Source organism: Halostella salina (assembly GCF_003675855.1).
GTDB lineage: Archaea > Halobacteriota > Halobacteria > Halobacteriales > Natronoarchaeaceae > Halostella > Halostella salina.
On record NZ_RCIH01000002.1, the window covers coordinates 498,119 to 521,873 of the forward strand.

The following is a 23,755-nucleotide window of genomic DNA, read 5'->3' on the forward strand; positions in this document are numbered from 1 at the left end:
GGATACCAGTGGTATAATTCTCGAAACCCCAATTCAATTTCCCGAACTCCGAAATCGGGTCCAATTTTGGAAAGAATATAAACCGTAGCAGGCCGTACTCAAAAACGCCGGCATCAGACGTGCCGGACGACAACAATGCCCACGTGTGACCACTGCGACGCACACGTCTCCGAGCGGTTCGCGCGTGTGTTCGCAGACGAGCACGGGCGCATCTTCGCCTGTCCAGGCTGTTCGGCGAACGCAGGAATCGCCGAGGCCGCCCGACAGCGCGCCCGGGGCTCGTGAGACCACTGAGACAGTCAGCGGACGACCACCACGCGAAGCCTTTCTCTATCACGCCGTTTTTGCCCGGCGACGACGACTCCCCACCAGTGACACATCACGTGTACGTCGTCGAGTGCGCCGACGGCACGCTCTACACCGGCTACACGACCGACGTGGAGCGGCGCGTCGCCGAACACGACGCCGGCGAGGGCGCGAAGTACACCAGGGGCCGGACGCCGGTCGAACTCGTCCACACCGAGTCATTCGACTCGAAGTCGGCGGCGATGTCCCGGGAACACGAGATCAAGTCGCTCTCGCGGGCCGCGAAGGAGCGGCTGGTCGAGTGAGGGGGGTTTTTTCGCCCTCGGCGGCGTTTGGCCGGTATGGAGACGCCGATAACGTTCGGGACCGACGGGTGGCGGACGACCCTCTCGGAGTTCACCGACGCCCGCGTCCGGATGGTCGGGCAGGCCGTCGCGACGTACCTCGACGACGAGGGCCGGGGCACGGACCCGGTGGCGGTGGGGTACGACGCCCGTGAGAGCTCCCGCGGGTTCGCAGAGGAACTGGCCCGCGTGCTCGCCGCCAACGGCCACGACGTGCTGTTGCCCGAGCGCGACCGCCCGACGCCGCTGGTCGCCTGGGCCATCGTCGAGCGCGACCTGGCGGGCGCGCTGATGGTGACGGCCTCGCACAACCCGCCCGAGTACAACGGCGTGAAGTTCATCCCCGAGGACGGCGCGCCGGCCCTGCCCGAGGTCACCGACGCCATCGAGGCCCGGCTCGCGGAGCCGGAGCCGCTCCCGGCCGACCAGCACGGGACCGTCCGGGAGGTCGACCTGGCGACGCCCCACGCCGACCACGCGCTCGACCTGGTCGACGCGGACCTCGCGGACCTGACGGTCGCCTACGACGCGATCCACGGCAGCGGCCGCGGGACGACCGACGCGCTGCTGGAGCGGGCCGGCGCGACCGTCGAACGCCTGCGCTGCGAGCGCGACCCCGACTTCGGCGGCGCGTCGCCCGAGCCGAGCGCGGAGCAGCTGACCGAGCTGGTCGACGCGGTCCAGAACGGTGACGCCGACCTGGGGATCGCAAACGACGGCGACGCCGACCGGCTGGCGGTCGTCACGCCCGAGCGCGGCTTCCTCGACGAGAACCTGTTTTTCGCGGCGCTGTACGACTACCTCCTCGAAACCGACGCGGGGCCGGCCGTCCGGAGCGTCTCGACCACGTTCCTCATCGACCGCGTCGCCGAGGCCCACGGCGAGGAGGTGATCGAGACGCCGGTCGGCTTCAAGTGGGTCGCGGCGGCGATGGCCGACCACGACGCGCTGGTCGGCGGCGAGGAGAGCGGCGGCTTCACCGTCCGCGGCCACGTCCGGGAGAAGGACGGCGTGCTGACGGCGCTCTTGGCCGGGGCCGCCGCGGCCGCGGAGCCGTTCGACGACCGCGTCGACCGCCTGCTCGACGCCCACGGCGAGATCTACCAGGGGAAAATAAGCGTCGACTGTCCCGACGCCGAGAAGGAACGCGTCGTCGCGGACCTGGAGGGAGTCATCCCCGACGAGGTCGCGGGCGCGGCCGTCGAGGACGTGGTCACCGTCGACGGGTTCAAGCTCCTGCTCGCGGACGGCTCGTGGACGCTCGTCCGGCCCAGCGGCACCGAGCCGAAGCTCCGCGTCTACGCCGAGGCCGACAGCGAGGCCCGCGTCGAGACGCTGCTCGCCGAGGGGCGCGAACTGGTCGAGCCGCTGGTCTGAGCGACGGAGTTACCCGTACGCCGCCGGTAGGCGTCCCATGGTCTCCCGCGACACGAAGGTGACTGCCGTGTTCGTCGTCCTCGGCGTGGCCGCCTGGCTGGCGACGGACGCCGTCGCCGACGGCCCCTGGCCCTGGATCGTCCTGTTCGGCGTCGGCGTGCTGGTGCCGATGCTGGTCAACGACCGTCTCGACGCCCGAGCGGCCGGCGACGACGCGGACCGCTAGCGCGCCCCGCGAAGCCGCCCGTCATCCCCCGGTTCGATATCGAACCCCAGCGATTCGTAGAAGGGTCGCACGTCCGGGTCGAACGCCGCGGTGAGCCGGTCGGTCTGCTCGGCGGCGGTCTCCACGAGCGCGGTGCCGACCCCCTGCCCCCGGCGGGACCGATTCACGGCGACGGCCGCGACGTGCGCGCCGTGGTCACGCGGTTCGAGCACGAGCGCCCCGACGACCCGGTCCCCGGCGACGGCGACGAGCGCGTCGCCCCGGGCTATCGCGCCCGCCACGTCGCCCGGGTCGAGCATCGCCGCGTCGACCACCCGCCGGACGGCGACGCGTTCGTCGGGCCGGGCCTCGCGGACGACGACGCCGTCCGACTGACCGCCGTCCCGGCTCCCGTCGCCGTCGCTCATCCCCCTTTGATCAGCCGCACCACGGTGACGCGCTCGGCCTCGACCGGCTGGTCCTCCGGGACGGGGCGTCCGTCCACCATCGCCGTCGCCTCGTGCGGCGAGAGGTCGACCGCGGCGAGCAGGTCGGCGTACGTCGGGTCCTCGACGGACACCTCGTGGGTCCCCTCGCCCGCGACCTCGACGGTGACGTTCATGGCGCGGGGTTGCCCGCCAGCGGGGGTAAGGCTGTCGTTGCGGCCACATCGACCCTGACCACAAACGGTACTACCCCGGACTGTGTGCGCCCGGATATGTCGAACGGAGAACACTCGCGACGTGAGTGGCTGACTGCGCTCGGCTCCGCGGGGCTCCTCGGGCTCGCCGGCTGCTCGTCGGCACGCGATGACGACGACGGTGCTTTCCGGACCGGAACCGGCACCGCGACGGACGCCACGGGGACGGGCACCACGGCGGGCGATGGGACCACGGACGACGGGACGACGACCGAGGACTCGTCGGCGGCCGAGACGGTGCCGGTCGCGGTTCTCGCACCGACCAGCGGCGGGCTCGGCGACCTCGGGACGAGCCAGCTTCGGGGTGCCGAACTCGCCGTCGAGCGGGTGAACGAGTCCGACGCCTACGGCTTCGGGATCGAACTCGCGACCGCCGACACCGAGGCCCACCCCAACAGGGCCCGCGCGGAGCTCGAACAGATCGCCGGCGAACAGGGCGTGGATTTCGCCGTCGGCGGGATCACCGCCCCGGTGTCGCTCGCGCTCTCGGAGGTCGCCTGGGAGTTCGAACAGGTCTACTTTTCCGGCAGCCAGACGGCGACGATCACCGGGTCGTCGTGCAACCCGGGGACCTTCCGGTGCGAGACGAGTACGGCCCGGATGGCCGGGGCGCTGTCGTCGTTCGTCGCGGCAGACCTCGGTTCGAACGTCTGGTTCCACTACGCCGACTACGCCTACGGCAACGACGTGTACGAGATGGTCCGCGAGGCGCTGGCGAGCACCGACGACGCGTTCGCCGAGGCCGGGAACTCGACCTCCGAGATCGGCACGACCGATTTCTCGACGGTCATCGAGCGGATCGGGCAGTCGGACGCCGAGACGGTCGTGCTCGGCCTGCCCCCGTCGGACCTCGTCACCTTCCTCGCACAGGCCGACGCCAGGGGGCTGTCCGACGAGGTGGCCCTCGCCAGCCCCTCCGGCGGGTCCCGTGCCGTCCGCCGGGGTGCCGGGGAGAGCGCCGTCGGCACCTACGGCGGTGTCCGCTACCACCCGTCGCTGGAGACGGGCGACAACCGGGCGTTCGTCGACGCCTACGCGAGCCGGCACGGCGAACGCCCGGACAACTTCGCCCGCGTCGGCTTCGACTCGGTTCGGCTCGTCGCGAAGGGTATCCGGGCCGCGGGGAGCACGGACCCCGGCGACGTTCGCGACGCCCTCAAGGGCGACACCTTCACGACCGTGCTCGGGGACGTGATCATCAGCCCGGAGAACCGCCAGGCGATAAACCCCGCCTGGGTCGGTGAACTGACCGCCGGCTCCGAGTATCCGGACGTCGAACTCCAGCACGAGGTCGGGGCCGACGAGCTACTCCTGCCGGGCAGCGAACTCGCGCGTCAGTGCGGCGACCGCTGACCGGAAGGCCCGCCGCTGTTCGTCCGTCGCACCGAGCAGTTCGCGGTGGTGTTCCCGCAGGATCGACTCCAGCACGCGGTCGTACACCGCATCGACGGTGACCGCCGACCCCTGCCCCGTCACGTCGTCGGCGACCGCCTCGAACCGGCTGTCGGTCGCCCACGACTCGGCTCGCGCTTCCGGGTCGAAGTCGGTCGCTCCCGGTTCTGACTCCGGCCTCGTCCCGACCGCCGGGTTCGGGAGTTCGGCCCGGGCACCGGTCTTGTTCCGGAGGACGACGCCAGCGGCCGGTCCGTCGTACCAGCGCGACTCCGGGAACGCGTACGTCTCGGGGTCGAAGTCGGCCGCCCGGACCTCCTTCGCGACCGCGTTGACGGGCGTCAGGCCGAGTTTCGAGAAGGCCTGCTCGGCCCTGTCGGGCGGGAGGAACGCCCCGTCGGCCCCCGACCAGACCTCGTAGCCCAGAAACGACGGGAGCCGGTCCCAGTCGTAGTCGACGCCGCGGTCGTGTGTCGACACGCCGAAAAACACCACGTCCCCGACGCGCTCGGCGGCGCTCCGGAGCGCCTCGCGGTCGAGTCGCTCCCGGACGTGACGGACGGTGTGCCGGTACGGCGCGGGGACCCCGTCGGACTCGAACACGCGCTCCCGGTCGCCGAACCGGACGACGCCGGTCTCCGCGAGTCGGAACCGGCAGTGGCCGCCGACGACGCGCTCCTGCACCCAGAGGTGGCCGCCGTCGAAGAGGTCCGGCGGTGCGTCGTCGACGTGAGGGCGGTCGGGTGGGGCCTGCATCGCTTCGTCGGGTCCCACTCCGTGCTGGTACTTCCCTGCTTCGGCGACGGCGGCGTTTCGGTGGGACGCCACCTGGCGTCAACCTCCCAGTTCGCTTCCAAAAACTCGGTTCAGGGAACGCTTTCCCCGCCGGACCGCGCAGTGTGTCCCATGCTCATCGCCGGCAGCGACGACGGCGTGTATCGACTCCCCGACCCCGAATCGACCGACGCCGAGCAGCTACTCGACGCCGGTCGGGTGTGGCGGGTCCGGCAGTTCGACGGCCTCGACGGGGTGTTCGCCGCCGGTGAGACCGGTCTCTACCACTCCCTCGACGGCCGCGAGTGGCGCTCCCTCCCGGTCCCGGCGGAGCAGGTGTACGCCGTCGCGGCGAACCCGGCGGGTGACCGACTCTACGCGGGGACCCGGCCCGCCCGGGTGTTCGTCGCCGACTCTGCCTCGGGCCTCCCGACCGACGCAGCAGCGTGGTCGGAACTCGACGGTTTCCGTACCCTGCGCGAGCAGGACGACTGGGGGATCCCTCGACACGACGGCATGGCCCAGGTGCGGAGCCTCCGGACGCATCCGGACCGCCCGGACCGGATCGTGGCCGGCGTCGAGGTCGGCGGTGTCCACGTCAGCGACGACGGCGGCGAGACGTGGGCGACGCGGACGATCGACGGGTTCGACGCGCCCCACACCGACGACGTGCATCACGTCGAACTGGCCGACGCTGGGACGGTGATCGCCGCCACGGGGAGCGGTCTGTACCGCTCGACGGACGCCGGCCGGACGTGGGACCGGCTGGACGCGGGCCATCACCAGCGATACTTCCGCGAGGCGTTCGCGCACGACGGGACTCTCTACGCCGGCGGCGCGACCGGGCCGTCGACGACCTGGGCTGACGAGGACGACCACGCGCTGTTCGAGCGTCGCGCCGGCGGTCGTCTCGAACGGGTCGAGTCGCCGCGGCCGGGCGAGGTCGTCATCGGCTGGTGCGATGTCGACGGCGACGTGCTGGCCGCGACGCACCGCGGAACGCTCCTGCGACGGGACCCCGACGGCTGGCGTGCGGCGGGAGCGATCCCCACCACGGAACGAACCCGGGGCCGGTATCTCCCGATGACGTGGGACGACCGCTGACCGCCGGCGCGTGTGCCATCGCCGGGACCGAATTACGCCGGTCCCGAGGCGTCTCGCACCTGCACGGCCCGGTCCGCGGCGACGTGGCCGCGCACCGACAGCGTCACCGGTTCGGCCTCGTCGGTGGTGTGGCCCGTGTCTATCTCGATTGATTCGCTCGCCGTCTCGCCGGCATCCACCTCGCGCTCGACGACGTGGGACTCGTCGTCGTCGGCGATCAGCTTCGTCGGCCAGTACACCGCCGCGAGGAACCGGCCGTCCACGTCGGCCGTGTTCGTCACGGTCAGCGAGACCGAGAGCGGGTCGCCCTGTGAGACCGCGTCGGGGACCGTCAGGTCGTCGAGTTCGAACTGCGGGGCGGCCGCCGCGAGCCGGTCGGTCGCCGCCTCGGGGAGCGGCCACTCCGTGCCGCCGTCGCCCCTGTACCGGATCCGGGCGTCGGACGCCGACAGCGGCGACGGGACAGTGAACGCGAGATACGACGTCCCGTTCCCGAGGCTCCGGCTCACGGGACCGCCCTCGTGGCCCGCGACGGCGTAGTTGATCGCCCCTCGCGTGTCCGGCAGGCCGGGGCCCCACGTCTCCCCGTCCGCTTCGAAGGAGAACCCGGACAGCGACGGCTTCTCCTCCGCACGGACCGTCGCGACGACGTACTGCCGGTCGGGGCCGGCGAGCACGCCGCCGGACCCCATGATCGACGTGTACGTGACCGCCTTCCTGACGACGATGTCCTCGACCGCGACGCCGCCGGAGCCGCCCGTCGTGGTGTCTGTGTGGTCTGTCGTGTCCGGTCCGTCGGTCGTGGCCGCGGTGTCGTCGGCCGGGTTGCCTGTGTTATCGGTCGCATCGTCTGGGTCGGCGTCGCCCAGACAGCCCGCGAGCGCCGCTCCGAGGGCGACGCCGGTCGTGGCGAGCACCGTTCGTCGGTTCATAGCGGACGGTCGGCGGCAGCGGATAAATGTCTCGTCAAAGGTCAAACAGGCGTTTGACCTGCCGGCGGGACGGCCGGCGTCCGCCGGCTACTGCCAGGTGACGTAGGTGAGGGCGGCGATGCCGACCGTTTCGAGGATCTGTAGCACCATCATCACCTGCACCGCGACCGCCGGCATCGCCGGCGCGTTGAAGTAGAAGTACAGCGCGACGGCGTTCTCCGCGAGCAGGAACGCGGCGAACACGATCGCACCGAGCGTGAAGGGGGCGCGGACCTCGCGGTACGTCCGGACCCAGATGCCGATCAGGGTCGCGAGCAGCAACACGTTGACCGCCGCGGCGACGCGGGCGGCGTCCAGTACCAGGGTCATGCAGGGACCTCCCGAACCTCGTCCGGTGGCTCCCGCCGTCGGCGGTGTCTCGTGGTGATCATGGTCAGTCGTTTAGCTGCGTGAGTATGTTTTCGACCGTCTCCCAGTTGCTCCGGGCCCTGTCGCTGGGGAGGTAGATGACGCCGTAGTCGGCGTCGCTGCTGGTGATGACCCCGTTCTCCTCGAGCACGTCGAGGTGGTAGCGGACCGTGTTGTACGCCAGGTCCAGGTCATCGGCCAGCTGGTTGGCGTTTCGGGGCTGGTCGTCCAGCGCGCGCAGGATACGAGCCCTGTTCGGTCCCCCACGTGTGCCGGCGAGAGTTTGCCAGAGGACCGTATCCATTCCGTTGCTGATTCGTCATCAGTTGGCAAGAAACCATCGGGATCCCGGCATCGTCGCCGCCGGGCCGCCGGCTCCGCCGACGCCGGGATCCGCCCCACGAGACGAACCTGTCGTGCATGGTAGAAGCTACCGGGTATGCCGAATAAAACCCTTTCGGCAACCCGCGTCTGCGCCTTTGAGAGAGTCTCTAGCCGGAGTTTCGTCGAAATTGAGAGGGAGTTACGTCCCAGTCACGAAATCGACTATTTCGGTGGTTCGCCCAGTTGGGAGTGGATGACATCAGATACGACTCGACGGCGGATCCTGCTCGGCATCGGAACCGGCGCGACCGTGGCCCTCGCCGGCTGTAGCGGCGGCGGCGACGGCGACGGCACCGACACCGGGACGGCGACCGACACGTCGATGGGGGACGGGATGGAGACGGACACTGAAACCGAGACGGAGACGGAGGACGACATGGGGACCGCGGCGGTCCGCGTCGCGCACATGTCGCCGAACGCGCCGAACGTGGACGTGTACGTCGACGACTCGGCCGTGCTGGAGGACGTACCGTTCGGCGCGGTCAGCGACTACCTCGACGTGCCCGCGGGGGACCGGCAGGTCGAGATCACGGCGGCGGGCGACGCGGACACCTCGGTGTTCTCGGGGACCGTCCCCGTCGAAGTCGACACCGACTACACGGTCGCGGCGACCGGCGAGGTCGGCGACGACGCCGACGAGCCGTTCGAGCCGCTCGTGCTGGAAGACGACAACAGCGACCCCGGCTCCGACACCGCCCGGGTGCGGCTCGTCCACGCTTCCCCGGACGCGCCGGCCGTCGACGTGACGCTCGCCGCGAACGGCGACGCGCTGTACGACGGCGTCGAGTTCGGCGAGTCCGGCTACGTCGAGGTCCCCGCGGGCGACTACACGCTGCAGGTCCGGGGCGACACGGAAAGCAACGACGGCGACGTGGTGGCCGAGTTCGACGTGAGCCTCGCCGGCGGAACGGTGTACACCGCGTTCGCGGCGGGCTACCTCTCGCCGGACGACGAACCGGTCGACACCCAGTTCGACCTGATCGTGGCCCAGGACGCGGGCAGCGGCGGGATGGACGACGGCGGCGACCCCGCGAGCGTCCGCGTCGCACACATGTCGCCGGACGCGCCGAACGTTGACGTGTACGTCGACGACTCGGCCGTGCTGGAGGACGTACCGTTCGGCGCGGTCAGCGACTACCTCGACGTGCCCGGCGGGACGCGGACCGTCGAGATCACGGCCGCCGGGGACGCCGACGCCTCGGTGTTCGCCGGCGACGTGGAGTTCGCGGCCGGCGGGGCGTACACCGTCGCGGCAACGGGCGAGGTCGGGGACGACGCCGACCAGGCGTTCGAGCCGCTGGTGCTGGAAGACGACACCAGCGCCCCCGGCGGCGACACCGCCCGCCTCCGCCTCGTTCACGCCTCGCCCGACGCGCCCGCGGTCGACGTGACGGTCAACTCGTCGGGCGACGTGCTGTTCGACGGCGTCGCCTACGGCGAGACGGGCACCGTCGAGGTGCCGGCGAACGACTACACCGTCCAGATCCGCGGCGACACGGAGAGCAACGACGGCGAGATCGTCGCCGACTTCGACGTGAGCCTGAACGGCGGGACGGCCTACACCGCGTTCGCGGCGGGCTACCTCTCGCCGGACGACGAGCCGGCCGACACCCAGTTCGACCTGATCGTCGCCCAGGACAGCGGCGGCATGTAGCGCGGTCCACGGTCCCCGATTCGGCCCTTCCCGTTCGGCTTCTCCGTCGCTCCCGCGCCGGGGCGACGGTCCACAACCCTATTGTCCGGGGAGGCGGATGCGTAGGCCATGGCACCGTCACCGCCGGTGACGCGATGGGGATAGCCAAGCGGCTGGGCATCGACCCGCAGGTCCTGACGCTCGCGATCGCCCGCATGACCGAGTCGATCGGCAACTCCTTTCTCATCGTCGTGCTCCCGCTGTTCATCGGGAGCGACGCGCTGGCGGGGAGCACGTTCGGCCTCACCGAGGTGGCGGTCACGGGGATCGTGCTCTCCCTGTTCGGCTTCGTCAACAGCCCGCTCCAGCCCTTTACCGGTCGGCTCTCGGATCAGACGGGCCGCCGGAAAGTGTTCGTCCTCGTCGGGCTGGTGCTCATCGGCGTGGCGAGCTTCTCCTACTCGCTGGCGACGACGTACTGGCATCTGCTCGGTCTGCGCGCCGTGCAGGGCGTCGCCGGCGCGCTGATCATCCCGACGACGGTCGCCCTGGTCAACGACCTCGCGTCGTCGGCCAACCGCGGCGGGAACATGGGGACGTACAACACGTTCCGGCTGGCGGGCTTCGGCGCGGGACCGATCGCCGCCGGCGCGATGGTCGCGGGCGGGCCGTACGCGTTCTCGCTCGGGAGCCTCGACGTGGCGATAAGCGGGTTCGACGCCGCGTTCTACTTCGCCACGACGACGGCCACGGTGAGTTTCGTCCTCGTGTCGGCGCTGATCCGCGACCCGGACACCGTGGAGGCCGACGACGAGGGGTTCGGCGGCATCGCGGTGTTCGACCGGTCCGGCCGGGGCGTGCTCGACCCCGTGTTCACGCTCGGCGTCGCCTCCTTCTTCATGGCCGTCGGCATCGCCCTGTTCGCGACGCTCGGGGACATCATCAACGCGCGGCTCGACCAGGGGCCGACCCTGTTCGGCCTGGAGTTCGCGGCGTTCATCCTCGCCCAGATCTTCCTGCAGGCGCCGATCGGACGGGCGACCGACCTGTACGGCCGCAAGCAGTTCATCGTGCTCGGGCTGGTCCTGCTCGTGCCGACGACGTTCGTCCAGGGGGTCATCCTCGACCCGTGGCTGATGATCGTCGCCCGGTTCGCGCAGGGCGTCGCCGGCGCGCTCGTGTTCGCGCCCGCGCTCGCGCTGGCCGGCGACCTCGCCCCGGACGGGCGCTCCGGCTCGACGCTGTCGGTGCTGACGATGGCCTTCGGCTTCGGCGTCGCCTTCGGCCCGCTCGCGTCGGGCTTTCTCGTCCAGCTCGGCTTCGTCGTCCCCTTCGCCTTCGGCGCGGCGCTGGCGGCGGTCGGCGTCGTCCTCGTGTGGACGCAGGTCGAGGAGACGGTCACGACGACCCGGTCGATCCTGCCGACGGACTGACGCCGACCGCGCCAGCCCGGTCGCCGTCGCGGGCGGTCACTGCACGATCCCCGCCAGCCACAGCGCCACGGCGTTTGCCGTGACGATCCGGTAGGCGGCGAACGCGAGGCCCGGCACCCACGCGGACCGCGTGCGCTCGTAGCCGACGGCGGCCGCGGCGGCGGTGACCGCCAGCGCGACCCCGTAGACCGCGAACAGGTCCGTCGTCGCCCGGACCGCGGTCGCGACGGCCAGCGGGAGCGCGACGACGAGCACGCCGACCGTCGCTGCACCGGCCGTCGGGAGGTCGCCGTCGAGCGCGGCTGCGAGCACGCGGGAGCCGTTGGCGGCGAGCAGCGCGCCGAGCAGCGCCAGCAGGACGACGGTCGCAGTGCTCGCTGCCGTCGGGACTGGCCCGGCGGCCGCCCCGACCCGGAGTTCGACGACGCTGATCCCGACCAGCGCCGTCGCCGCCGCGACTGCGCCCGCCGGGCCGACGTGTTCGCGCAGCCCCTCCTGGACCGCGCCGTTGTACAGGACTCCCATGCCGACCCCGACGAGCGCTCCCGGGACCGCGGCGTCCCACAGGAGCACCCCGGCCGACCGGCCCGGCCCGAACGTCACGCCGACCGGGCTGACGAACAGCGGGTTCCCGAGCGCCGCGAGCGCGACGACCCACCCCGTTCCGGCGAGCGCGGCCACCAGGGCCGTCAGGGCGGCGACCGGGAGCGCGTCGCGGTCCGGCGGCGCGAACCGCACGTCGACCCCCCGCGCTCTCGCGTACGCGACCGGCAACAGCCCCATCGCCACGCCGCCGACCAGCAGCGCGGGGACGACGCTGCCGGGGAACGCGGGGAGGGCCGCGACGCCGTGCAACTGGTACGTGACGGCGAACAGGACCAGCCCCGCGCCGCCGCCGGCCGAGACGACCCCGTCCGAGCCGAGTCCGTCCCACGACGTTCCCCGCCGGACGACCGCGTAGCCGGCGGCCAGCGCCGCGAGGCCGAGCGCCGTGTACACCGCCGCGCCGACGAGCTGTCCGCCGAGGGCGTCCGTGCTCCAGACCGACACCGCGTCGACGCCCCACCGCAGGACGCGCTGGAGGATCAGGGAGGCGAGCAGTAGCAGGCCGACCGCCACGAACTCGCGGCCCGCGGGACCGTCGCGGACCGGAAACAGCCGCCGGAGGGCACCGGTAACCATGGTTGCTTCCCGGTTCGAACGCCTCACAAATATCCCTTGTGCGCTCCGGCCTCCGATCGCACTCGTAACGCTTTTTCGGGAGCGAAGCCTATCTCTCGCCGATGAGAGCCGCTCCCGCGACCCGCCGCTGGCGCTGGCACCCCCCGGGAGCGGACAGTGTCGGCGGCGCGGTCGGCGCGGCGTAACCCGTCGCCCGGGCGGCCGACGCTCACTCGCTTTCTCGCGCGAACCGCCTCCGACCAGCCGCGACACCAGCCACACGATGCCAGAGGACACGACCACGACCGACGACGCACAGCCAGCCGACCAGCCGGCCGACGACTCGCCGAGCGAGAACGCCCCGCCGGCCGTCGCCGGGGTACGGCCCCGCGCGGTCGGCGACGAGGACTACGACCGCGTGATCGACGAGTTCGGGGCGACACCGCTCGCCCGCGAGCAGGTCGCCCGCTTCCCCGACCACCCGCTGGTTCGGCGGGGGGTGTTCTACGCGGGGCGGGACCTCGACCCGTTCCTGACGGCGGCCGAGCGGGGCGACCCCCACTCGATAGTGACGGGCGTCGGCCCGTCCGGGCCGCTCCACCTCGGCCACGTGTTCCCGCTCTACTTCGCGAAATCGGTTCAGGAGCGGACGGGTGCGCACGTGTACGTCCCCGTCTCGGACGACGAGAAGCTGTTCACGCGGGACCTGACCGCAGACGAGATCGAGGGGTACCTCCGCGAGAACCTGCGCGACCTGCTCGCCGTCGGCTTCGACCCCGAGCGGACGCGGATCCTGATCGACACGGCCGACGCCGACGCGCTGTACCCGCAGGCGGCCCGGTTCGCCGCCGAGATAACCCAGTCGACGGTGGCGGCGACGTACGGCGAGCCCCGGAACGCCGGCGAGTCGTTCTACCCGGCGATGCAGGCCGCGCACCTGCTGCTGCCCCAGCTCGTCCGTGGCGAGCACCCGACGCTGGTGCCGATCGCCGTCGACCAGGACCCGCACGTCCGCGTCGCCCGGGACGTCGCCGGGAAGGCGGCGCACGACGTGGACAAGCCCGGCGCGTTGCTGTCGACGTTCCTGCCCGGGCTCGACGGCCCGGGCAAGATGAGCAGCTCCGACGACGCGCCGGCGATCCGCCTGACGGACGACCGCGAGACCGTCGCCGAGAAGGTGAACGCCCACGCCTACTCCGGGGGCCGCGAGAGCGTCGCGGCGCACCGCGAGCACGGGGGCGACCCGGCGGTCGACGTGGCGTTCCGGTACCTCCACGCGTTCTTCGAGCCGGACGACGCCGAGATCGAGCGGCTGGCGCGCGAGTACCGCGCCGGCGACCTGCTGACCGGCGAACTGAAGCAGGCGGCGATCGATCGCATCGCCGACTTCCTCGACGCACACCAGCGCCGCCGCGCGGCGCTCGGCGACCTCCGCGAGGAACTCGCACCCTACCGGCTCCGCGAGGCGGAGCGCGACCGCCTGCGAGCCGACCCGCTGGGGTAAGCTTCAACTGCGGCCGCCGCGAGCCGTCACGCATGACCGACGCCGACGCCGCCCGGTCCCCCGAAGCGGCGTTCTCGCTGCTGTCGAACGAGACGCGCTTTGCGATCCTCCGGGCGCTGTACGACGCCGACGAACGGTCGCTCTCCTTCTCGGACCTCCGCGAGCGGACCGGCGTGCGAGACAGCGGCCAGTTCAACTACCACCTCGGCAAGCTCGTCGGCGTGTTCGTCCGGGAGGTCGACGACGGCTACGCGCTCCGCTACGCCGGGAAGCAGGTGATCGGCGCGGTGCTCTCGGGCGCGTACACCCGGGAGCTGACGGTCGACCCCGTCCCCGTCGACGCGAACTGCTTCGAGTGTGGCGCGTCGCTCGCGGCGACGTACCGCAACGAGCGCGCCAGGGTCGGCTGTACGGAGTGTGACCTGTCCGTGACGGAGTACGGCGTCCCGCCGGGGCTGGTCGAAGGGTACGACCGCGAGGACCTGCCCCACGTCTTCGACCGGTGGATCCGGACGCAGATGTCACAGCAGTTCGCGGGGTTCTGCGAGCGCTGTCTCGGACGGATACGGACCACGATGGACGACGACCCCGACCCGGAGCTCGGCGTGCCGGGGCTCTCCCACGAGTGCGACCGCTGTTCCTTTTCCTCGGTGTCGGTGGTCGGCGCTGCGGTCATCGACCACCCCGCGGTCGTGGCGTTTCACCACGACCACGGCGTCGACCTCCGGGAGACGCCGCTGTGGGACCTCGACTGGCTCGTCTCCGACCGCCACGAACTCCTGTCGACGGACCCGCCGCGCGTCCGGGTGGTGATCCCGCTCGGCGACGAGGAACTGCGCGTCGACGTCGACGCCGACGCGACCGTCGACGGGTACGAGCGGCGGTCGGCCTGACACCCGGACTGTGCGGTGCGCTCCGACGGCCCGACGAAGCCAGCGACGCGTCGACGCGGCGGCTCGGCCCGGTGCCGAACCCTTAAAACGGCGTACCGCCTACCACCGTTCATGCAGCACGTGAAGATTCCGCAGGACCGCATCGGCGTGCTCATCGGCGAGGGCGGTGAGACGATGCGCGAGATCGAAAACCGGGCGGAGGTGCGACTCGACATCGACTCCGAGAACGGTTCGGTCGGCATCGACAAGACCGGCGACCCCATCCGCGGCCTGAAAGGCCCCGACATCGTCAGAGCCATCGGCCGCGGCTTCAAGCCCGAGACCGCGCTGACGCTGCTCGACGACGAGATGATGATGTTCGACCTCGTCGACATCGACGCGGTCGCCCGGAACAAGAGCGACCTGAAGCGCAAGAAGGGCCGGCTCATCGGCGAGAACGGCCGGACCCGGGAGCTGATGGAGGAGCTCACCGGCGCGTCGGTCGTCATCTACGGCTCGACGCTCGGCGTCATCGGCGACCCCGAGCAGGTCGAGATCGTGCGCGAGGCCGCCGAGATGATCCTCGACGGTGCGCCTCACGGCTCCGTCTACGCGTTCCTCGAACGCAAGCACAACGAACTCAAGCGCCGCGGGATGGAGTACCACCAGTTCCCCGGGTAGCGGTCCGCGACACTGTACTTAAACCCCGTCTTTGTGACTTCCTCACACGCCGCCACGCGTCGCTCTGTGTGGCGTTTTGTCACGGGTCGTTAGCAAGTTTTATATAGAATGCCATTCAACCTGTAGCTTGATTATGGCGCAGCAGATGGGCAACCAGCCACTCATTGTACTTTCCGAGGACAGCCAGCGAACCTCCGGAAAGGACGCACAGTCGATGAACATCACGGCCGGGCAGGCCGTCTCCGAGGCCGTTCGGACCACACTCGGTCCGAAAGGGATGGACAAGATGCTCGTCGATTCGACGGGCGACGTGGTCGTCACGAACGACGGCGTCACCATCCTCAAGGAGATGGACATCGAGCACCCGGCGGCCAACATGATCGTCGAGGTCGCCGAGACCCAGGAGGACGAGGTCGGCGACGGCACCACGAGCGCCGTCGTCGTCGCCGGTGAGCTCCTGAGTCAGGCCGAGGACCTGCTGGACCAGGACATCCACGCCACCACGCTGGCCCAGGGGTACCGTCAGGCCGCCGAGGAGGCAAAGGAGATCCTCGAGGACGTCGCGATCGAGGTCGACGAGGACGACACCGAGATCCTCACCCAGATCGCCTCCACGGCGATGACCGGCAAGGGCGCGGAGAGCGCCCGCGACCTGCTGGCCGAACTCGTCGTCGACGCGGTCCGCGCGGTCGCCGACGAGGACGGCATCGACACGGACAACATCAAGGTCGAGAAGGTCGTCGGCGGCTCCATCGAGAACTCCGAGCTCGTCGAGGGCGTCATCGTCGACAAGGAGCGCGTCCACGAGAACATGCCTTACTTCGTCGAGGACGCCAACGTCGCCGTGCTCGACGACGCGCTGGAGGTCAAGGAGACCGAGATCGACGCCGAGGTCAACGTCACCGACCCCGACCAGCTCCAGCAGTTCCTCGACCAGGAGGAGGAGCAGCTCAAGGAGATGGTCGACACGCTCGCCGACGTCGGCGCGGACGTCGTGTTCGCCGAGGACGGCATCGACGACATGGCCCAGCACTACCTCGCGGAGGAGGGCATCATCGCCGCCCGCCGCGTGAAGTCCAGCGACGCCGACAAGCTCGCCCGCGCGACGGGCGCTCGCGTCGTCGGCAACCTCGACGACATCGAGGCGGACGACCTCGGCTTCGCCGGTAGCGTCGCCCAGAAGGACGTCGGCGGCGACCAGCGCCTCTTCGTCGAGGACGTCGAGGACGCCAAGTCCGTCAGCCTCATCCTGCGCGGCGGCACCGAGCACGTCGTCGACGAGGTCGAGCGCGCCATCGAGGACTCGCTCGGCGTCGTCCGCGTCACGCTCGAGGACGGGCAGGTGCTCCCCGGCGGCGGCGCGCCCGAGACGGAGCTCGCGCTCCAGCTGCGCCAGTTCGCCGACTCCGTCGGCGGCCGCGAGCAGCTCGCCGTCGAGGCGTTCGCCGACGCGCTGGAGGTCAACCCCCGTACCCTCGCCGAGAACGCGGGCCTCGACCCCATCGACTCCCTCGTCGACCTGCGGAGCCAGCACGACGGCGGCGACACCGCCGCCGGCCTCGACGCCTACTCCGGCGACATCATCGACATGGAGGAAGAGGGCGTCGTCGAGCCCCTCCGCGTGAAGACCCAGGCCATCGAGTCCGCCACCGAGGCGGCCGTGATGATCCTCCGCATCGACGACGTCATCGCGGCGGGCGACCTCTCCGGCGGACAGGTCGACCCCGACGACGGCGGCGACGACGGCGGCCCCGGTGCCGGCGGCCCCGGCGGCGGTATGGGCGGCGGCATGGGCGGCATGGGCGGTATGGGTGGCATGGGCGGCGCGATGTAAGACGACCTTTTACGCTGCACTCGGGCGCTCCGCGCCCTCGTTCGGTAAAAGGTCGATCAAAATCACGTCGTCACCCCCTCAGGGACGCCGGTGGCGTCCCTTCGAGGGTTCCTCGGACCGTCCCGAGAAGTGCGAAGCACTTCTCGTGGGCTGCGAAAATCGCTTCGCGATTTTCGAACGTTCGCTCGGGCCGAGGCCCTCGCTCACGGGTGCACCCGTTGCAGACTGCCTGCCCTTCCCCGGGTCCCGCGGCGCTCACACGTTCGCGCACGCGCTCCCGGCCACAGCAGGGTAGGTGTTCGACCTCGCTGTCCCGTACCGCTCGCCGACCGACGACTCGTTTTTTTATTGCCGAACCGATAGCGACAGCGCTGCCGGCCGGGAGTCCGCGAAACCGGCAGTTCCGGTTCAACTAAGTATTGCGCGCCTGGAGGTTCGCGCATGGAGACGCTGCTGCTGAACGGCGACGCGGTCGACGAGAACGCGCGGATGGGCGAGGTCATCCGTGCGGTGGAGTCCGCGTTCGCCGCCTACGAGCGCGGCGACGTACAGATGCCCGCGAAGTCCTACATCGAACTGCCGCGGTACAACGGCGACTTCCGGTCGATGCCGGCGTACATGGACGCGGGCGACTGGGACGCCGCCGGCGTCAAGTGGGTCAACGTCCACCCGGACAACCCCGCGGACCACGACCTGCCGACGGTGATGGGGACGATGATCTACTCCGACCCCGAGACGGCGTACCCCCTCGCGCTCATGGACGGTACCGAACTGACGATGAAGCGGACCGGCGCGGCCGCCGCCGTCGCGACCGACCACCTCGCCGTCGCGGACGCCACCACGCTCGGCATCGTCGGTGCGGGCGTCCAGTCGTACACGCAACTGGAGGCGATCGCGGAGGTTCGCCCCATCGAGGAGGTCGTCGTCGCCGACAAGGACCCCGACCGCGTCGACGCGTTCCGCGCCGAGTTCGCGGACCGCTTCACCGTCACCGAGGGATCGATCGCCGACGCCGCCGCCTGCGACGTGCTGTCGACGGTGACGCCGGTGCGGGACCCCATCGTCGCCGCCGAGGACCTCGGCGAGCACACCCACGTCAACGCGATGGGGGCCGACGCCGCGGGCAAGCAGGAACTGGAGACCGCCGTCCTCCAGTCCGCGAAAGTGGTCATCGACGACCACGAGCAGTGCACCCACTCCGGCGAGGTCAACGTCCCCTGGAGCGAGGGCGCGATCGGCGACGACGACATCTACGGCGAGATCGGCGAGATCGTCGTCGGCGACAAGGCCGGCCGCACCGCCGACGACGGCGTCACCGTCTTCGACTCGACGGGGCTGGCCATTCAGGACGTTGCGGCCGCCCACGTGGTCTATGCCGAGGCCGAGCAGGCGGGCAACGGCTACCCGTTCGAGCTGATCTGAGTCGGTCGCTCTCGCTTCTCGCCGTCCCCGCGCTACTCCTCTACCGCCCGGTCCAGCAGCTTCGTGAGGACCCACAGGATCAGGATAAAGGGCAGCAGCGGCACCAGCAGGACCACCATCCCGAGGAAGACGCTCCACCCGATGACGTTCATCTCGCGGTCCTCATGGCCGGCGTAGGGCGGCGTCGCCGTACGGAGGACCTTCCTCGGAAGCGCGGGGTCGTCGTCGGAGTCGCTCATACTCGTCCTACCACACCGAGCGGCTAAAGCGTCGACCGGCGCGTATCGGCGTCGTGGCGGGGGCCGGCGACGCGCTCGGGTCCCGGCCGCTGGCGTCGCTGTCGGATGGAAAGGTATAGGGCGACGACTCGCGGAACGATAGGTAAGCGAATGAGCGACGAGAGTTACGACCACGCGGCGGTGGAAGCCCGCTGGCAGGAGGCGTGGGACGACGCGGCGGTGTACCGGACGCCGGACGACGTCGAGGACCCCACCTACGTCCTCGGCATGTATCCCTACCCGTCCGGGAAGCTCCACATGGGGCACGTCCGGAACTACACGATCACGGACGCGTACGCCCGGTATCGACGGATGCGCGGCGACGACGTGCTCCACCCGATGGGGTGGGACGCATTCGGCCTCCCCGCCGAGAACGCCGCCAAGGAGCGTGACACGAACCCCCGCGACTGGACGTTCGACTGCATCGACACGATGAAGGGGCAGATGGAGTCGATGGGCTTCGGCTACGACTGGGACCGCGAGGTCGCCACCTGCACGCCCGACTACTACAAGTGGAACCAGTGGTTCTTCCGGCGGTTCCACGAGTCCGGGCTGGTCGACCAGCGGGACGCCGACGTGAACTGGTGTCCCTCCTGCGAGACGGTGCTGGCCGACGAGCAGGTCGAGGGCGAGGAGGAGCTGTGCTGGCGGTGTGACAACCCCGTCGAGCAGCGCGAGCTCTCCCAGTGGTTCCTGCAGATCACCGAGTACGCCGACGAGCTGGTCGACTACATCGACGAGCTGGAGGGGTGGCCCGACTCCGTCCGGCAGATGCAGCGCAACTGGATCGGCCGGCAGTACGGCACCCGCCTGCCGTTCGCGGTCGGCGACGCCGACGACCCCGAGCGACACGGCACCGTCGAGGCGTTCACGACGCGGGCCGACACCGTCTTCGGCGCGACGTTCTTCGCGCTGGCTCCCGACCACCCCATCGCCGAGGAACTCGCCGCCGAGGACGATGCCGTCCACCAGTTCGTCCACCACGAGGCCGACCCGGACGGCGACGAGCCCAACGGCGTCGAGACGGATCTGGTCGCCACCAACCCCGTGACGGGCGACGAACTGCCCGTCTTCGTCGCGGACTTCGTCCTCTCGGACGTCGGCACCGGCGCGCTGATGGGCGTGCCCGGTCACGACGACCGGGACCACGAGTTCGCGTCGAAGATGGGCGTCGACATCGACCCCGTCGTCGCGCCCGAGCCCGAGGACTGGGACGGCGAGTCGGTCCCGGACGCACCGGACGTCTCCGAGAGCGCGTTCACCGACGACGGCGTGCTCGTGAACTCCGGCAAGTATTCCGGACTGGACAGCGAGACCGCCCGCGAGCGCATCACCGCGGACACCGAGGGCGCGGAGGAAGCGACCCAGTACCGCCTGCGCGACTGGGGCATCTCCCGCCAGCGCTACTGGGGGACGCCGATCCCGGTCGTCCACTGCGACGACTGCGGCCCAGTGCTGGTCCCCGAGGACGACCTGCCGGTCGAACTGCCCGAGTTCGTCAACACGACGGGGAACCCGCTGGACGCCGCCGAGGAGTGGAAGCAGACGACCTGTCCGGACTGCGGCGGCGACGCCGTCCGCGAGACGGACACGATGGACACGTTCGTCGACTCCTCGTGGTACTTCCTGCGGTACGTCTCGCCGGATCTGGAGGACGCGCCGTTCGACCAGCCACAGGCCAACGACTGGATGCCGGTCGACCAGTACGTCGGCGGCATCGAGCACGCGGTGATGCACCTCCTGTACTCCCGCTTCTTCACGAAGGTTATCGCCGACGAGGAGGGGCTGGAGCACCGCGAGCCGTTCACGAACCTGCTGGCGCAGGGGATGGTTCAGCTGGAGGGCGAGGCGATGTCGAAGTCGAAGGGCAACACCGTCTCCCCCCAGCGCATCGTCGAGGAGTACGGCGCGGACACCGCCCGCCTGTTCATGATGCAGGCGGCCCAGCCCGAACGGGACTTCGACTGGACCGAGGAGGGCGTCCGCTCGACGTACCGCTTCCTGACGCGGCTGAAGAAGCTGGTCGAGGCGTTCGATAGCGAGGACGCCGACGGCGAGGCGCGGACCGCCTCGGAACGGTCGAGCGGCGACGAGCCGCGAGACGGCGACCGCGACGCCGTCGCCGAGTACGTCGCGAGCGAGACGGAGGCGGCCGTCGCCGTGGCGACCGAGGAGTACGACGACCTGACGTTCAACGTCGCGCTCCGCCAGGCCCAGGACCTGGTCGGCACGCTGCGGAGCTACCGCGACTACGCCGACGACGTGCACGCCGAGACGTTCGAGCGCGGGCTGAACGTCGCGGTGCGCCTGCTCGCGCCCGTCGTTCCCCACCTCGCGGAGGAACTGTACGACGAACTCGGCGGCGAGGGGTTCGTCGCGGAGGCCGACTGGCCCGGGGCCGAGGCGGACCGCGAGACGGTCCGGGAGCGCCGGAACCTCGTGGAGAACACCCGGGAGGACGTGCGCCAGATCGTCGACGTGGCGGGCATCGACGACCCCGAGCGGATCGACGTGGTCGTCACGCCCGAGTGGAAGTACGACGCCCTGTCCATCGCCGTCGAGAGCGACGCCGACAACCTGATCTCCGAACTGATGGGCGAGGCCCACATCCGCGAGCAGGGCGACGCCGCGGCGTCCTACGGGCAGGACCTGCAGGCAGAGCGCGAGGCGCTGTCGCTCACGCTCGACCCCGAGACGGAGTACGAGTCGCTCGTGGCCGCCGCGTGGCTGATCGAGCGCGAGTTCGACGCGCCGGTCCGCGTCGTCCGCGCCGCGGAGGCCGACGACGACGTGGCGACCAAGGCCGAACCCGGGCGTCCGGCCATCGACATCGTCGAGTAGCGCGGGCGGGGCGTACCGCCGTCGATTCGCTTTTGTCCCCCGCGGCCGACGGCCAGCTCGTGGGCAGCCACGCCGACCGCGTCGCCGACCGGCTCCTTGACCGCCTCGCAGCGGCGCAACCGGCGATGGACTGGACGACCGAGCGCCGCGTCGGAAGCACGCCGGTCGACGTCGGCGGCGTCGGCGACGACGCGCTCTGTCTCGTCGAACTGGAGTGGCGGCGCGCCGACCCCGCGGACAACGCCGCGAAGCTGTTCCGCCACCTCGCCGACGGCGCGCTCGACGGGAACCGCCGCGTCGTCGTCTGCCAGTTGTTCACCGCGTACTACGACCTGACGAGCGGCGGCGTCTCCTCGAAGCGGCTGAACGCCGAGTTCGTCGGCCGAACGGCCGCCGAGTCGTTCGAGCGCGTCGGCTACCGGCCGGTCGACCTGGCGATCAACCCGCCCAAGCGCGGCGGCGACCTGCCCGACGACTGGGGGGCCGCGGTCGACGAGGCGGCCGAGGCGGTCGACGCTACGCTCGCTTGAGGAGCCGGAGGGCGAGCGTCGCGCTCACCAGCGCCGCACAGCCGGCGAGCAGCGCGGTCCCGACCCGCGAGACGCCGTCGACCGGCGTCCGCAGCCACGAGGTGACCAGGACTGTCGACGCGACCGTCGCGAGCCCCGCAAGCTCCGTCGTGGTGAACTCGCGCGTGAGGTCCATGGTCCACACTCCCCCATGTCGCCGGTAAAAACTGCCGATATCAGCCGATGTCGATCCGGCGGCCGTCGGACGGTTCCTCGCGCTTCGGCAGCGTCACGGTGAGGACGCCGTTCTCGTGGGTCGCCGAGACGGCGTTCTCGTCGACCGCGTCGGGCAGTCGGACGGTTCGATTCGCCGACTGTCGGCGGCGCTCGCGGCGGTGGTAGCGCGCGCCGTCGTCCCCCTCGACCGCCCGTTCCTCGGACCGCTCCGCCGACAGGCGGAGGCGGTCGTCGGCGACGGTGAGGTCGATGTCGTCGGCCTCGTACCCCGGCAGGTCCGCGGTCACGACGAACTCGTCGTCGCGCTCGGCCACGTCGACCGCGACGCTCCGCAGGTCCGCGCCGGCCCCGCGGAGGATCCCCTCCTCGGCCTGCCGGCTCATCCGGTCGAGAAGCTCCTGAACGTCGTCGAACGGGTTGCGTTGCATGGTGTTCCCCCGGGCTTTCGCCCTCGGTAGATCCTACCACGCTTGAGGGCTTAAACGTCGCGTCGGGGGTGACCCGGTTCGCAGGCGTCGCCGGTCTCAGTCAGTACAGGACGTGTTCGCTGTCGTAGGAGCCGAGCCGGCGGACCCAGCCGTCCTCGGCGATCGCGTCGAGCACCTCAAGGGCGTCCTGGGTACGGTCCTCGTACAGCCCGGCGGCCACGTCGATGTGGAACACGTAGTCACCGAGCCGCTCGCCGCTGGGGCGGGACTCGACGCGCGTGAGGTTGATGTCGCGCTCGGCGAACGGTTCGAGCAGTTCCAGCAGCAGGCCGGGGTAGTTGGCGTTCGGGTAGACGATGACGGAGCTTTTCCCGCCCGCTTCCGACCGGTCCCCCGACGGCGCGAGGACGAAAAACCGAGTCGCGTTGGAGGTCCGGTCCTGGATGTCCTCGGCGAGCACCTGCAGGTCGCCCCCCGAGTTGTCGGGGTGGCCGATGGCGGCCACGTTCGGGTCCTCCCGGGCGCGCTGGATGCCCCGCGCCGTGCTGGCGGTCGCCTCCAGTTTCGCGGAGGGGTACTCCGCCTCCAGGTACTCCCGGCACTGGGCCAGCGCCTGCGAGTGGCTGGCGACGACGGAGAACTCCGGGCCCTGCGCGAGCAGGCCGTGCCGGATCGGCGTGACGATCTCCCGGACGACGGCGACCTCGTGGTCGGCCAGCGCGTCCAGCGTCTCGGTGACGCTCCCCTCGATGCTGTTCTCGATCGGCACGACGCCGCGGGGGAACTTCCCGCTGGCGACGGCCTCGACGATGCCCGCGACGGACTCGCGGAACTCCACCTCGTCGGCGACGGCGGTCGCCGCGCGGTGGGAGTACGTCCCCTCGGGACCGAGCGTGACTGCTTGCATTGCCCCACTTTCCCCGGCAGAACGACAAAAGCACACCGGTCGCGGCGGCCGACGCGGGCACCGTCGACGCACGGTTCGGCGACCCTTCC

26 protein-coding genes are annotated in these 23,755 nt (G+C 70.8%); 15 read left to right on the forward strand and 11 right to left on the reverse strand.

Annotation, left to right across the window (positions count from 1 at the left end; translation table 11 throughout):
- The first annotated feature begins 135 nt into the window (after positions 1-135).
- The 4 genes from D8896_RS19260 to D8896_RS05815 all read left to right on the forward strand — a co-directional run bounded on the left by D8896_RS19260 (position 136) and on the right by D8896_RS05815 (position 2,253).
- A complete protein-coding gene (locus D8896_RS19260) occupies positions 136-285 on the forward strand; it encodes a DUF7563 family protein (RefSeq protein ID WP_162991479.1) in 150 nt (49 codons plus the stop codon).
- A gap of 86 nt (positions 286-371) precedes the next feature.
- Entirely contained in the window at positions 372-611 is a 240-nt protein-coding gene (locus D8896_RS05805) for a GIY-YIG nuclease family protein (protein WP_121821138.1), read from the forward strand.
- A 36-nt stretch (positions 612-647) separates the two neighbouring features.
- Entirely contained in the window at positions 648-2,027 is a 1,380-nt protein-coding gene (locus D8896_RS05810) for a phosphoglucomutase/phosphomannomutase family protein (RefSeq protein ID WP_121821139.1), read from the forward strand.
- A gap of 37 nt (positions 2,028-2,064) precedes the next feature.
- Positions 2,065-2,253: a hypothetical protein gene (locus D8896_RS05815; RefSeq protein ID WP_121821140.1), complete on the forward strand. Its 189-nt coding sequence runs from the start codon at positions 2,065-2,067 to the stop codon at positions 2,251-2,253.
- On the opposite strand, the gene D8896_RS05820 is transcribed toward D8896_RS05815, so the two are convergent.
- Positions 2,250-2,660, reverse strand: coding sequence for a GNAT family N-acetyltransferase (locus tag D8896_RS05820; protein ID WP_121821141.1), 411 nt, complete (start codon positions 2,658-2,660; stop codon positions 2,250-2,252). The genes D8896_RS05815 and D8896_RS05820 overlap by 4 nt on opposite strands.
- Positions 2,657-2,854 (reverse strand): ubiquitin-like small modifier protein SAMP2, encoded by a 198-nt coding sequence (gene samp2, locus D8896_RS05825; RefSeq protein WP_121821142.1) that lies wholly within the window; start codon positions 2,852-2,854, stop codon positions 2,657-2,659. Before samp2 ends, D8896_RS05820 begins: the two co-directional genes overlap by 4 nt.
- Positions 2,855-2,950: 96 nt before the next feature.
- On the opposite strand from samp2, the gene D8896_RS05830 reads away from it, so the two are divergent.
- Positions 2,951-4,285: an ABC transporter substrate-binding protein gene (locus D8896_RS05830; RefSeq protein WP_121821143.1), complete on the forward strand. Its 1,335-nt coding sequence runs from the start codon at positions 2,951-2,953 to the stop codon at positions 4,283-4,285.
- Here D8896_RS05830 and D8896_RS05835 read toward each other — a convergent pair.
- Entirely contained in the window at positions 4,238-5,152 is a 915-nt protein-coding gene (locus D8896_RS05835) for a hypothetical protein (RefSeq protein ID WP_240452001.1), read from the reverse strand. The genes D8896_RS05830 and D8896_RS05835 overlap by 48 nt on opposite strands.
- A gap of 78 nt (positions 5,153-5,230) precedes the next feature.
- Between D8896_RS05835 and D8896_RS05840 the strand changes: the two genes are divergently transcribed.
- A complete protein-coding gene (locus D8896_RS05840; RefSeq protein ID WP_121821144.1) occupies positions 5,231-6,202 on the forward strand; it encodes a WD40/YVTN/BNR-like repeat-containing protein in 972 nt (323 codons plus the stop codon).
- A 32-nt stretch (positions 6,203-6,234) separates the two neighbouring features.
- Here the strand turns inward: D8896_RS05840 and D8896_RS05845 are convergent, their stop codons facing one another.
- The 3 genes from D8896_RS05845 to D8896_RS05855 form a co-directional block, all read right to left on the reverse strand.
- Positions 6,235-7,134, reverse strand: coding sequence for a hypothetical protein (locus D8896_RS05845; protein ID WP_121821145.1), 900 nt, complete (start codon positions 7,132-7,134; stop codon positions 6,235-6,237).
- A gap of 87 nt (positions 7,135-7,221) precedes the next feature.
- Entirely contained in the window at positions 7,222-7,503 is a 282-nt protein-coding gene (locus tag D8896_RS05850; protein WP_121821146.1) for a hypothetical protein, read from the reverse strand.
- A gap of 64 nt (positions 7,504-7,567) precedes the next feature.
- Positions 7,568-7,846, reverse strand: a complete 279-nt coding sequence (locus D8896_RS05855) for an ArsR/SmtB family transcription factor (protein WP_121821147.1) — start codon at positions 7,844-7,846, stop codon at positions 7,568-7,570.
- A 273-nt stretch (positions 7,847-8,119) separates the two neighbouring features.
- Between D8896_RS05855 and D8896_RS05860 the strand changes: the two genes are divergently transcribed.
- Positions 8,120-9,580 (forward strand): DUF4397 domain-containing protein, encoded by a 1,461-nt coding sequence (locus tag D8896_RS05860; RefSeq protein WP_121821148.1) that lies wholly within the window; start codon positions 8,120-8,122, stop codon positions 9,578-9,580.
- Between the two features lie 134 nt (positions 9,581-9,714).
- Positions 9,715-10,992 carry an MFS transporter gene (locus tag D8896_RS05865; protein WP_121821149.1) on the forward strand — a complete coding sequence of 426 codons (1,278 nt, stop codon included), beginning with the start codon at positions 9,715-9,717 and terminating at the stop codon, positions 10,990-10,992.
- Positions 10,993-11,028: 36 nt separating this feature from the next.
- Here D8896_RS05865 and D8896_RS05870 read toward each other — a convergent pair whose 3' ends face one another.
- On the reverse strand, positions 11,029-12,174 hold the full coding sequence (locus D8896_RS05870) for a hypothetical protein (RefSeq protein WP_121821150.1): 1,146 nt from the start codon (positions 12,172-12,174) through the stop codon (positions 11,029-11,031).
- A 262-nt stretch (positions 12,175-12,436) separates the two neighbouring features.
- Here D8896_RS05870 and D8896_RS05875 point away from each other — a divergent pair, with 262 nt between their 5' ends.
- The 5 genes from D8896_RS05875 to D8896_RS05895 all read left to right on the forward strand — a co-directional run bounded on the left by D8896_RS05875 (position 12,437) and on the right by D8896_RS05895 (position 18,466).
- Complete coding sequence (locus tag D8896_RS05875; protein ID WP_121821151.1) at positions 12,437-13,657, forward strand: tryptophan--tRNA ligase; 1,221 nt, start codon at positions 12,437-12,439, stop codon at positions 13,655-13,657.
- A 32-nt stretch (positions 13,658-13,689) separates the two neighbouring features.
- Positions 13,690-14,550: a winged helix-turn-helix domain-containing protein gene (locus tag D8896_RS05880; RefSeq protein ID WP_121821152.1), complete on the forward strand. Its 861-nt coding sequence runs from the start codon at positions 13,690-13,692 to the stop codon at positions 14,548-14,550.
- A 111-nt stretch (positions 14,551-14,661) separates the two neighbouring features.
- Entirely contained in the window at positions 14,662-15,210 is a 549-nt protein-coding gene (locus D8896_RS05885; protein ID WP_121821153.1) for a KH domain-containing protein, read from the forward strand.
- Between the two features lie 145 nt (positions 15,211-15,355).
- Positions 15,356-17,044 (forward strand): thermosome subunit alpha, encoded by a 1,689-nt coding sequence (gene thsA, locus D8896_RS05890; protein WP_121821205.1) that lies wholly within the window; start codon positions 15,356-15,358, stop codon positions 17,042-17,044.
- A gap of 441 nt (positions 17,045-17,485) precedes the next feature.
- The gene (locus D8896_RS05895; RefSeq protein ID WP_121821154.1) at positions 17,486-18,466 is read left to right on the forward strand and encodes an ornithine cyclodeaminase family protein; all 981 of its coding nucleotides are present in this window, start codon (positions 17,486-17,488) and stop codon (positions 18,464-18,466) included.
- Between the two features lie 32 nt (positions 18,467-18,498).
- Here the strand turns inward: D8896_RS05895 and D8896_RS05900 are convergent, their stop codons facing one another.
- Positions 18,499-18,705 (reverse strand): DUF7535 family protein, encoded by a 207-nt coding sequence (locus tag D8896_RS05900; RefSeq protein WP_121821155.1) that lies wholly within the window; start codon positions 18,703-18,705, stop codon positions 18,499-18,501.
- A gap of 150 nt (positions 18,706-18,855) precedes the next feature.
- Between D8896_RS05900 and leuS the strand changes: the two genes are divergently transcribed.
- Complete coding sequence (gene leuS, locus D8896_RS05905) at positions 18,856-21,585, forward strand: leucine--tRNA ligase (protein ID WP_121821156.1); 2,730 nt, start codon at positions 18,856-18,858, stop codon at positions 21,583-21,585.
- Positions 21,586-21,644: 59 nt separating this feature from the next.
- Positions 21,645-22,115, forward strand: coding sequence for a hypothetical protein (locus tag D8896_RS05910; protein WP_121821157.1), 471 nt, complete (start codon positions 21,645-21,647; stop codon positions 22,113-22,115).
- Here the strand turns inward: D8896_RS05910 and D8896_RS05915 are convergent.
- From D8896_RS05915 to pheA, 3 genes are all read right to left on the reverse strand, one after another.
- The gene (locus D8896_RS05915) at positions 22,102-22,290 is read right to left on the reverse strand and encodes a hypothetical protein (RefSeq protein ID WP_121821158.1); all 189 of its coding nucleotides are present in this window, start codon (positions 22,288-22,290) and stop codon (positions 22,102-22,104) included. The two genes, D8896_RS05910 and D8896_RS05915, sit on opposite strands and share 14 nt — an antisense overlap.
- 40 nt (positions 22,291-22,330) lie before the next feature.
- Complete coding sequence (locus D8896_RS05920) at positions 22,331-22,759, reverse strand: Hsp20/alpha crystallin family protein (RefSeq protein WP_121821159.1); 429 nt, start codon at positions 22,757-22,759, stop codon at positions 22,331-22,333.
- A gap of 100 nt (positions 22,760-22,859) precedes the next feature.
- A complete protein-coding gene (gene pheA / locus D8896_RS05925) occupies positions 22,860-23,666 on the reverse strand; it encodes a prephenate dehydratase (protein WP_121821160.1) in 807 nt (268 codons plus the stop codon).
- Positions 23,667-23,755 lie beyond the last annotated feature (89 nt).